The sequence below is a fragment of the Anaerotignum sp. genome (assembly GCF_045122575.1).
Taxonomy (GTDB): domain Bacteria; phylum Bacillota; class Clostridia; order Lachnospirales; family Anaerotignaceae; genus Anaerotignum_A.
Genome location: NZ_JBGVHV010000155.1, coordinates 1 through 9820, shown reverse-complemented (window position 1 = coordinate 9820; position 9820 = coordinate 1). Strand labels below are relative to the sequence as shown.

The window sequence follows — 9820 nt, the reverse complement described above, 5'->3', positions numbered from 1 at the left end:
GGTTTCCTGGGTCAGATCCTCCGCCAGCGTAGCATCGGCACAGAGACGATACAGGAAGGCATACACTTTCTGATAATATTCCCGATACAATGTTTCAAAGGCTTTCATCCGATCACCTTCCTTTGTTTATTTCAGGATTTTCAATTCAAAATCCTTGCCGTCTGCATATTTTTCCAGCAGTTCTTTTGCCTCCTCCAGCAGAACGGACAGATCGCCGTCGCCGTCAAAGGCATAATACACCAGCAGCAGATCCTTTGTTGCATCTGTGATCATGGTTCTGTCATTGTCGCTGGTGGGGTTGCCAAAGGGGCCTTCCTCGTCAAACAGCACAGGCAGAAATTCGATATTCAGCACATCCTTGCCAATGCCGCGGTAGGCTGTGCCTTCGGGCGCGCGCATCCATGTGATATCCCCTTTGGTCTGTGCCAGGTCATATGTACCCATGGAATAGCCGCTTTTAATAGACAGATAGTTATTGATATCCACTACATTATTGATATAATACAGGCCGCGTTCCTTGGCGATCCTTCTGCACATGGCTTCTGCAGAAGAACGGTAACGGTTGGGTTCCTTGCCCAGTGCCTTATATGCTTTTCTGGTGGACTGAATCTTATCTCTTTTGTTTGCCTGAGACAGTTCCACTTCGGATAATTCCGTAATTTTGCCATTCAGCATAGCCAGAAATTCTTCAGGGTCTGCATATACTTCTACTTTACACTGCAAAAGCCCCAGCGCCGCATCGGGGCATCTTTCCTTCAGGCTTTCATCTATTCTTACATTTACCATGTTCGTTCTCCTTTCAAAAATCATTCCTTATTTTCAGAATACCGCAAAATGACGGTTTGTCAAGTTTTCCTTCTTCACCTGTTGAAAAAATCGCTAAAATGCGTTATGATATTTTTTAGTGAATTTTTTTAATAAAAGGAGAGAGAAAAATGGATCAGCATACTTTAGTTGTTTCCTGCGTAGAATATTACAGCGATCTGAAGGCAATTCCCAGTGATAAAGTGTTTGCTGCTTTTGAAAGAGCAGGCTTCCTGACAATGATTCTGGACAGCCAGAAACTGTTCCCCGAAATGGGTATCGATTTCTACATCGGTATGGTTGACGGCCTGACAAGCCTGGAAAGTGATTCTGACGTTGGCGAAAACACACACCACGAAGAACGTTCCGCTCTGGCTGCAGAAGTGATCGCACTGCTGATGAAAAAACACAAACTGAACGATCTGGAAGCTTGTGAAATGTACTATCATTCCAACACAGCAGCATCTGTCAGCGATGAAAAAACAGGGTTCTACAAAAAATCCGCACAGGAAATTTACGAACTGGTTGAAGCAGAATAAGAAAGTTTCAGGCGATGGGAAATCCCATCGCCCCACTTTTTGTTTTTCATTGACAGACAGTGACAAAACTCGTTCTTGACTTTTTCATAGAAATATAAGAAAATAGTTATGTTATACAGATTCATATCGGAGCGTGGCCCAGCTTGGTAGGGCGCAGCGTTCGGGTCGCTGAGGTCGTGGGTTCAAATCCCGTCGCTCCGGTTTTGCAAAGCACTCCTTTCGGGGTGCTTTTTTCCTGTTTTTTTTACATAAGGAGGCACCATGAAACAAAACCATATCATATACAGCATGGTACTTCTGATCATCGCAGCCATGGTAGGCGCAGCAGAAGTATTCCATCAGCATGAAATCATTTTCCCTGAGATCACCGCCATTGCCGTCGGCGCACTGATGGCCCCTAAAATGAGCTGGAATACCAGCCGCATCCATATCCTTGTTTTTATTATGATCTGCGCGCTTCTGGGCGTCGGCATCGTCATATTTGTTCCCGGCCCCGTCTGGTGCAAGGTAACGCTGGCCTACGGTATCGCAGAAATGGTCTATCTCTGCTCCGGCACCTCCTTTGCACCTATGATCTCCGCCATCGCCCTTCCCGTTCTTCTGGGAACGGAAAGCGCCGTCTACCCCATTGCAGCCTTTCTGCTGACAACACTGATCCTGGGCTGTCATGTCATTCTGGAAAAGGCAAAAATAAAGCCTTCTGTTCTTTTCCTTCCTGTAAAGGCGGAAAAACAGGATTGGCTGGATGCAGTAAAACGCCTGCTCCTCGTTGCCTTCGCGGCATGGCTCGCCTTGCAGCTGGATTGCCGCTTTGCCATTGCGCCGCCCCTTCTGGTGGCTTTTACCGAGTTTTCCAAAAGAAGCAGCGGTGCCAGAAAGATGCCTGTCAAAGTCGTTTCTGCCATCGCCCTCTGCGGCCTTGCAGGCGCCCTGTGCAGATACTTCATTGTACTGACTCTGCATCTGCCGCTGACACTGGCGGCCATCCTCGCAGGTATCTTTATGATCCTGATTCTGACAAAACTGAATGTTTTCGTTCCTCCCGCCGGTGCTCTCTGCATCCTGCCCATGCTGATCCCCGAAACAGCAGTCATCGGCTATCCCCTGCAGATTCTGGCAGGGGCGGCACTGTTTATGGTATTATCCTTAACTGTATTCAAAACAGATACGCAATAAAAAAGCACTCCAGTGGAGTGCTTTTTGTTTATCCGTTTTCCGTATTACAGGAATACATATTTCAGAACGAACAGGATCGCCAGAATATACATCAGAGGCGCAACCTTTTTCGCTTTGCCTGTCAGCGCATGGATCACTACGTAAGAAATAACGCCGATACAGATACCTTCAGAAATGCTGTAGAACAGAGGCATTGCCAGAATGCACAGGTATGCGGGGATCACTTCAGGAAGATTTTCTTCTTTGAAATTCAGTTCTGCTACGCCTTCAAACATCAGGAAACCCACGAAAATCAGTGCAGGTGCTGTTGCAAAAGAAGGGATAGATGTGAACAGAGGGGAGAACAGTGTTGCCAGCAGGAACAGAACAGCTGTTACCATCGCTGTCAGACCTGTACGGCCGCCAACTGCTACACCGGCAGCAGATTCTACAAATGTTGTTGTGGTGGATGTACCCAGAACTGCACCTGCGGATGTTGCGATAGCGTCAGACAGCAGTGCGGGTTTGATTTTAGGCAGACGGCCCTGTTCATCCAGCATATTTGCTTTTGTGCTTACACCGATCAGTGTGCCCAGTGTGTCGAACAGGTCAACAAACAGGAAGGAGCATACGATAACGATGAAGTTGAACATACCAACTGTGCTGAAATCAAAACTGAAGCACTGACCAAATGTTTTGCCCAGCGCGGAGAAGTCTGCACTCATGATACCGGAAGGGAACAGGCTGTACGCACCAACCTCAGGATTGGGAACATAGATGCCTGCCGCCTGACACAGCATACCCAGACCCCATGTCACAACGATACCGATCAGGATGCTGCCGCTTATGTTTTTGATATGCAGAACCGCTGTTACCAACAGGCCTACCAGTGTCAGCAGCGCACAGATACCGTGTGTGCTGAAGTTTTCTGTAAAGCTTGTGATCGTTACCAGTGTAGAGGAATCTACACACAGGCCGGAGTTCTGCAGGCCGATAAAGGCAATGAACAGACCAATACCAACGCCAACCCCTTTTTTCAGTGTCAGAGGGATGGCATTGAAGATGGCTTCGCGTACATTTGTCAGGGACATGACGATGAAGATGATCCCTTCAACAAATACTGCAAACAACGCGATCTGCCAGGAAATCCCCTGCCCCAGAACGACGGTATAAGCCAGATACGCATTCAGCCCCATACCCGCAGACAACGCGAAGGGAAGGTTTGCCATCAGCGCCATACATACAGTACCAACGAAGGACGCCAGACAGGTTGCGATCAGAACCGCATTGGCATCCATCCCCGCTTCACTCAGGATGCTGGGGTTTACTGCCAGAATGTATGCCATTGTCATAAATGTGGCAAGACCTGCAGCCACTTCTGTTTTAACAGTTGTATTGTTTTCTTTTAATTGAAATAATTTTTCTAACATGGTTATTAACCTTTCTCATTATATTCGGCAATATAAGGCAGGTTGCGATAGTATTCGCCGCAGTCCAGACCGTACCCAATTACAAAATGGTCGGGAATGGTAAACAGAGCGGTATCCGCTTTGAAGTCAACCACACGTCTGGAGGGTTTGTCCAGCAGTGTTACCACTTTCAGGGAAATGGGGTTACGTGTTTTCAGCAGATTCACAACGTCATTCAGTGTTCTGCCTGTATCAATGATGTCTTCTACAATAATCACATGATAATTGCTGACATCCTGATCCAGATCCATTGTGATTTTAACAGCACCTGTAGAAACGGTACCGTTGTAATAGCTTTTTGCCGCCATAAAGCCAATTTCACAGGGTACTGTGATGGCACGGCACAGATCCGCCATGAACACAAAAGCACCTTTCAGGATACTTACCAGCAGGATCGGTCTGCCATCATAGGAATCGCTGATTTCCTTACCTACTTTCGCAATAGCCTCTTTAATTTCATCTTCAGTAATAAGGATTCTTTTGATCTTACTGTTGTATTCTTCCACTGTCTTCATTTGCATGCTCCTTTATTATTCTGAACACCAATCTAAAAATTTATACCACTATGTTGACTTCAGGCTTTCCCTTCGTCAATATTTGAAAAAACAGGCGGAGTATGCGTTCCTGCTCCGCACTGTTCTTTTTCAGAATTATTCTTCTGCCGCAGGTTCTTCTGCTTCTTTGATTGCGATCCCCAGTTCATCCAGCTGTTTTTCTTCTACAACGCCGGGTGCATCTGTCATAGGGCAGGAAGCATCTTTTACTTTAGGGAATGCGATAACGTCACGGATGGATGTAGCGCCGCTCATCAGCATGATGATTCTGTCCAGACCGAAGGCCAGACCACCGTGAGGGGGAACACCGTATTTGAAAGCATCCAGCAGGAAGCCGAATCTTTCCTGTGCATCTTCCTGTGTGAAGCCCAGCAGTTCAAACATTTTCTGCTGAATTTCTCTGCGGTGGATTCTGATGGAGCCGCCGCCCAGTTCGTAACCGTTCAGAACGATATCGTATGCTTTTGCACGAACGGCACCGGGGTTTGTATCGATCAGTTCCAGATCTTCATCCATAGGTGCTGTGAAAGGATGGTGAACTGCAACGAATCTGTTTTCTTCTTCGTCCCATTCCAGCATAGGGAATTCTGTGATCCACAGGAATGCGAAATCGTCGGGTCTTGTCAGTTCCAGCATTTTACTCAGTTCCAGACGCAGGGCACCCAGAGAGTCAAATACCACTTTATCCTGATCAGCACAGATCAGGATCAGGTCGCCGGGCTGACCTTCCATAGCGTCTACGATTTCCTGCAGTTTTTCAGGTGTGAAGAATTTTGCGATCTGGGATTTCAGTGTGCCGTCTTCGTTTACAACGATCCAAGCCAGACCTTTTGCTCTGTATGTTTTTACAAATTCAACCAGAGAATCGATTTTCTTTCTGGGGAAGGAACCGCAGCCTTTTGCATTGATGGCTCTTACGCTGCCGCCTGCTTCCAGTGCGGATTTGAATACAACAAATTCTGTACCGCGAACCACTTCGGAAATGTTTTTCAGTTCCATACCGAAACGTACGTCGGGTTTATCGGAACCGAAACGTTCCATCGCTTCTGCGTAAGTCATTCTGGGCAGAGGCAGCTGGATGTCTACGTTCATCAGATCTTTGAATACCTTCTGCATCATTCTTTCGTTGATATCCATGATATCTTCGATATCTACGAAGGACAGTTCCATATCCACCTGTGTGAATTCAGGCTGTCTGTCTGCTCTCAGGTCTTCGTCACGGAAGCATTTTGCGATCTGATAGTATCTGTCCATACCGGATACCATCAAAAGCTGTTTGTACAGCTGAGGGGACTGGGGCAGACCGTAGAAGTTGCCTGGATGTACACGGGAAGGTACCAGATAGTCTCTTGCACCTTCAGGTGTGGATTTACCCAGGATAGGTGTTTCGATTTCCAGGAAGTTTTCCTGATCCAGGAAGTTTCTCATCACCTGTGCTACTTTGTGGCGCAGCACCAGATTGTTCAGCTGAGAAGGTCTTCTCAGATCCAGATAACGATATTTCAGACGCAGATCATCTTTTACTGTGATGTTGTCTTCGATCTGGAAAGGTGTTGTTTCGGAGTCGGAAAGGATACGCAGTTCCTTTGCAATGATTTCGATTTTACCTGTTTTCATGTTAGGGTTGATGTTGCCTTCTGTTCTTGCTGCAACCTCACCTCTGACTGCCAGTACATATTCACTGCGAACAGTTTCTGCTTTTGCAAACAGTTCCTTTTCTGCTGTGTTTTCGTCAATAGCGATCTGCACCAGACCTGTTTTGTCTCTCAGTGCAATAAAGATCAGCTGACCCAGGTCACGACGGCGCTGTACCCAGCCCATCACTGTTACTTCCTGACCGATCATTGCTTCGCTCACGTTTGCACACATGCAGCTTCTTTTCAATCCTGTCAAAGCTTCACTCATGATTCTATCTCCTTACTTAAATATATATTTCTATGTTTATAGCCATAGTTGTCCATCTTTATTATAATAATCACATTTTCATCAAAAGTAAAGTTTTCGGGCAAAAAAAACGTATTTTTCGCAGGAAAAATCTGCCTTGCCTTGTGCCGGAAAAAGTAATATAATCTATTTATTATGAAAATAAAATTTACAGAAATACGTTTATTTCTGCATGATAAGGAGTGGTTAGCATGAACCAGAATAAAGTCATCACCATCAGCCGTCAGTATGGCAGCGGCGGCAGGATCGTAGCACAGAAACTGGCCGATGCACTGGGCATCCCCTTCTATGATAATGAACTGATCACCATGGCAGCGGAAAAAACAGGTCTTTCCGTTGAATGCTTCAAGGATGCGGAAAAAACATCCTTCGGCAATCTGTTCTTCTCTCTGACCAGCCTGACCCCCAGTCTGGATTCCGCAGGTCTGCCCCTGAACGAAAAAATCTTTCTGGTACAGTCTCAGGTCATCAAAGAAGTGGCAGCAGAAGGTCCTTGTGTTATTGTTGGCCGTTCCGCAAACCATGTGCTGCAGGACAATCCCAATGTCATCAACGTATTCCTGCAGGCTGATCTGCCCGACCGTGTAAAACGTGCCATCGACACCTATGGTCAGGATGCGGAAGGTGCAGAGGCAATGGTCGTGAAAACAGACAAACGCCGTGCCAACTACTATAACTACTTTACCGGAGAAAAATGGGGTAAAGCAGAAAACTACGACCTGATCCTGAATACTTCCAGAATGGATCTAGATAAGATCGTAGAAGTCATCAAAACTTATATCGCACTGAGATAAAAACAGAACCATCCTCGGAAAGAGGATGGTTTTTTTGTTTTCTATGAAACTATCAGGAAAAGCAGTTGCGGAAACAGCCTCCTTTACAACACCCGTTCCACTGTTGTTCCCTGGAAATAATATTCAATGATCTCCTCTACTGTTTTTCCTGCCTTGGCCAGACCCTTTGCCCCATACTGGCTCATACCGACTCCATGTCCGTTTCCGCCGCCGTAAAGGGCAATGCCTGTCAGTTCCCCTTTCTCATTTTTCATTTCCTTTACCGCAAAAAAACCGCTGGGCAGCATCGTATTTCCCGTTAGAGAATCTCCGCCTTTTCGCTGCAGGTAAATGGGTTCGCCAATGGTCAGTTTTGTGGGAGAAAGCACTTTTCGGATAGCATTTTCCGTTTTTACCGTCACCTTCCCTTTTGCAAAGGTCAGGGTCAGTTCCATGGCTATCCCGCCTTCGCCCCGTCGGGTCACGGCGATCCCCTGCAGTTTTCCCAGTTCCGATAGGTTCCCTTCCACAACTTTATTGGAGACGTTTGTCAGCGTTTTCTGCAGGATCTCTGTCAGCTGCCCGCAGCCGAAATAAACCTTCCAACGATACCAGGGAGAAGCCATGTCATAGCCTTCCTGTTCCCAATCCTGCCAAAAGGCAAGCCACGCTTCCTCTGTATGCGGAGTTTCAAAATCCCCGTATTTTTTCGGCTGCAGATATTCTTTTTCTACTCCTGCGAAGGTGCCGTTCGCCGACCAGACCTCCTCGCTGCCTGCCCCAAAACCGCAGGAAGTGGAATAAAAGTAAGTCTGCGCCACCGTACCTTCCTCCGTTACCGCACATAGCCCCTCTGTAGCCTTTACAGCCGCCTCCGCCGTCTTGTTTGCTTCATAGCCCAAATATACCTGACTGGCCACCGTATCCACCACATGAGCACCATAACCGCAATAGGTATTGCCGTAAAACTGGTTATAGGCATAACTGCGGGCAGTGATGGCCTGCGCTTCCAAGGCTGTCTGCCCGAAGGAGGTCGGCATCTCATTGGGCACTACGCCCAGCAGATATCGTTCCAGAGGCACTTCATTGATAACGGAAAAGCTGTTTTCTCCCCGCCGTTCCATCTCCAGAACCCCTTCATATCGGTAAGACGTTCCATCTGCGAAGTCGATACGGATGGGACTCTCTGCTTTCGCCGTCAGGATCCCATGATCAAACCACGGCAGATCCGCGGACAGAGTTGCCTTTTCCCCTGCCGAAAAATCCTTCTTCGCCGCTCCATTGGAAAGGGAAAATCCTTTTTCCGCAGAAAGGGTCACTGTTTTTTGTTCTTCCCCCTTCAGAAAGATACGCATATTTTCCAGAACGGCCCCCTCGCGGATCACAGCAGCACAGATTTCCCCTTCTTTTTGGTAATATTCCCCGCCATCCGAGCCACAGATCAAATCCGAAAAATCCGCCTGCTGTACTGTCCCACAGGCATCGTAAATACGGGCGTTTTCCGCCCATTTCCGCCCGCCTTTTTCCGCCAGATAGATTTCATCCTTGCTGACTCGTTTCACCGTACACTGCCCCAGAGAAGCCACAGGGGTCACTTCCGACACCCTTCCATCTTCCAGCTTTACATCGCAAATACCTTCTTCCAGATCCCCTCTATAGGAAAAGGCCACCGCGCCGACTCCCGTTTCCAGAAGCAGTTTCCCGTCCTCTTTCCTGCAGTACACATTCTGTATCACAGGAGAAATGGCTTCCACTGTCAGCAGTCCCACGATTTCTCCGTCCTTTTCCCAGAAGGTGATCCGGCTGTTTTGGTAGGGCTGCAGGTCGATCCCCACAGCCGTAAATTTTCCCGTGTCACAAAGCCCTTCCTCAGAAAGCAGCACGGTATTCTGCGTCCGAAACCCATAGGAATCCAGACTATCCTCTCCCCTCCTTGCCTGCAGTGCCGTTTCCAAAAGCTGCAGCCAAAGCTCGTAGGATATGGCCATATTTTTGTTTTCCTCCGTCAGGACGATACGGCTGTCATACTGCGGCGCCAGCCTGTCCATCAGGGCTTGGGCCTCCCAAAGGGTCAGATCATCCTGCGGACGAAACGTCCCCTCCTCGCTGCCAGCAAAAAAGCCCTGTGCCACACAGGCGGCGATATAGGGATAAGCCCAGTCTCCTTCCTCCACATCGGAGAAATCCACCTCCAGCGATTCCATTTCCCCTGCAGAATAAAAGGCCATCCCGATGGTCTTTGCCGCCATCTCTCTGGAAACCGCCGTATCCGCGCCAATATGCCCCGTCTGTGCCCGCAGGAGCGGTTGTTCTGCCATAGAACATCCCGTCAAAAAAATCATGCTCAATGCTGTTATGATCCATTTTTTCATCGTACCAACTCCTTGGTACAAGTCTATGTAAAAAAAACAGACTTAGACCAATCGTCTAAGCCTGTTTTTGGTAAGCGGTTAACAACAGAGTGTCTTGAAACATGAAAAGGATGGCGTATAATGCCATCCTATATTTTTTACTTACATTCTGCCTGAACCGCCGCAGCCCAAGGCATCAGATGATCCAGTTCTTCTGGATGGTTACGCCAG

General features: G+C 47.7%; 9 protein-coding genes and 1 tRNA gene. 4 read left to right on the top strand and 6 right to left on the bottom strand.

The annotated features are described in order from the left end of the window. Together ACJMLT_RS07490 and ACJMLT_RS07485 are read right to left on the bottom strand one after the other, a co-directional pair. A partial coding sequence (locus ACJMLT_RS07490; protein ID WP_405728864.1) for an RNA polymerase sigma factor occupies positions 1 to 108 on the bottom strand: 108 nt, incomplete at its 3' end. Between the two features lie 18 nt (positions 109 to 126). Beyond that, positions 127 to 786, bottom strand: coding sequence for a B3/B4 domain-containing protein (locus ACJMLT_RS07485; protein ID WP_405728861.1), 660 nt, complete (start codon positions 784 to 786; stop codon positions 127 to 129). 149 nt (positions 787 to 935) lie between these two features. Here ACJMLT_RS07485 and ACJMLT_RS07480 point away from each other — a divergent pair, with 149 nt between their 5' ends. The 3 genes from ACJMLT_RS07480 to ACJMLT_RS07470 all read left to right on the top strand — a co-directional run bounded on the left by ACJMLT_RS07480 (position 936) and on the right by ACJMLT_RS07470 (position 2519). Beyond that, the gene (locus ACJMLT_RS07480) at positions 936 to 1343 is read left to right on the top strand and encodes a hypothetical protein (RefSeq protein WP_405728858.1); all 408 of its coding nucleotides are present in this window, start codon (positions 936 to 938) and stop codon (positions 1341 to 1343) included. Positions 1344 to 1470: 127 nt separating this feature from the next. Further along, positions 1471 to 1544: transfer RNA gene (locus ACJMLT_RS07475), tRNA-Pro, on the top strand. Between the two features lie 60 nt (positions 1545 to 1604). Beyond that, positions 1605 to 2519 (top strand): hypothetical protein, encoded by a 915-nt coding sequence (locus tag ACJMLT_RS07470; RefSeq protein ID WP_405728855.1) that lies wholly within the window; start codon positions 1605 to 1607, stop codon positions 2517 to 2519. A gap of 44 nt (positions 2520 to 2563) precedes the next feature. Here the strand turns inward: ACJMLT_RS07470 and ACJMLT_RS07465 are convergent, their stop codons facing one another. The 3 genes from ACJMLT_RS07465 to aspS all read right to left on the bottom strand — a co-directional run bounded on the left by ACJMLT_RS07465 (position 2564) and on the right by aspS (position 6426). Next, on the bottom strand, positions 2564 to 3928 hold the full coding sequence (locus tag ACJMLT_RS07465; RefSeq protein WP_405728852.1) for an NCS2 family permease: 1365 nt from the start codon (positions 3926 to 3928) through the stop codon (positions 2564 to 2566). Between the two features lie 5 nt (positions 3929 to 3933). Further along, positions 3934 to 4482 (bottom strand): hypoxanthine phosphoribosyltransferase, encoded by a 549-nt coding sequence (gene hpt / locus ACJMLT_RS07460; RefSeq protein ID WP_405728849.1) that lies wholly within the window; start codon positions 4480 to 4482, stop codon positions 3934 to 3936. Between the two features lie 135 nt (positions 4483 to 4617). After that, positions 4618 to 6426: an aspartate--tRNA ligase gene (gene aspS / locus ACJMLT_RS07455; RefSeq protein ID WP_405728846.1), complete on the bottom strand. Its 1809-nt coding sequence runs from the start codon at positions 6424 to 6426 to the stop codon at positions 4618 to 4620. 230 nt (positions 6427 to 6656) lie between these two features. On the opposite strand from aspS, the gene ACJMLT_RS07450 reads away from it, so the two are divergent. Next, positions 6657 to 7259: a cytidylate kinase-like family protein gene (locus tag ACJMLT_RS07450; protein WP_405728843.1), complete on the top strand. Its 603-nt coding sequence runs from the start codon at positions 6657 to 6659 to the stop codon at positions 7257 to 7259. A gap of 83 nt (positions 7260 to 7342) precedes the next feature. Here ACJMLT_RS07450 and ACJMLT_RS07445 read toward each other — a convergent pair whose 3' ends face one another. After that, positions 7343 to 9610, bottom strand: a complete 2268-nt coding sequence (locus tag ACJMLT_RS07445) for a SpoIID/LytB domain-containing protein (protein ID WP_405728840.1) — start codon at positions 9608 to 9610, stop codon at positions 7343 to 7345. Positions 9611 to 9820 lie beyond the last annotated feature (210 nt).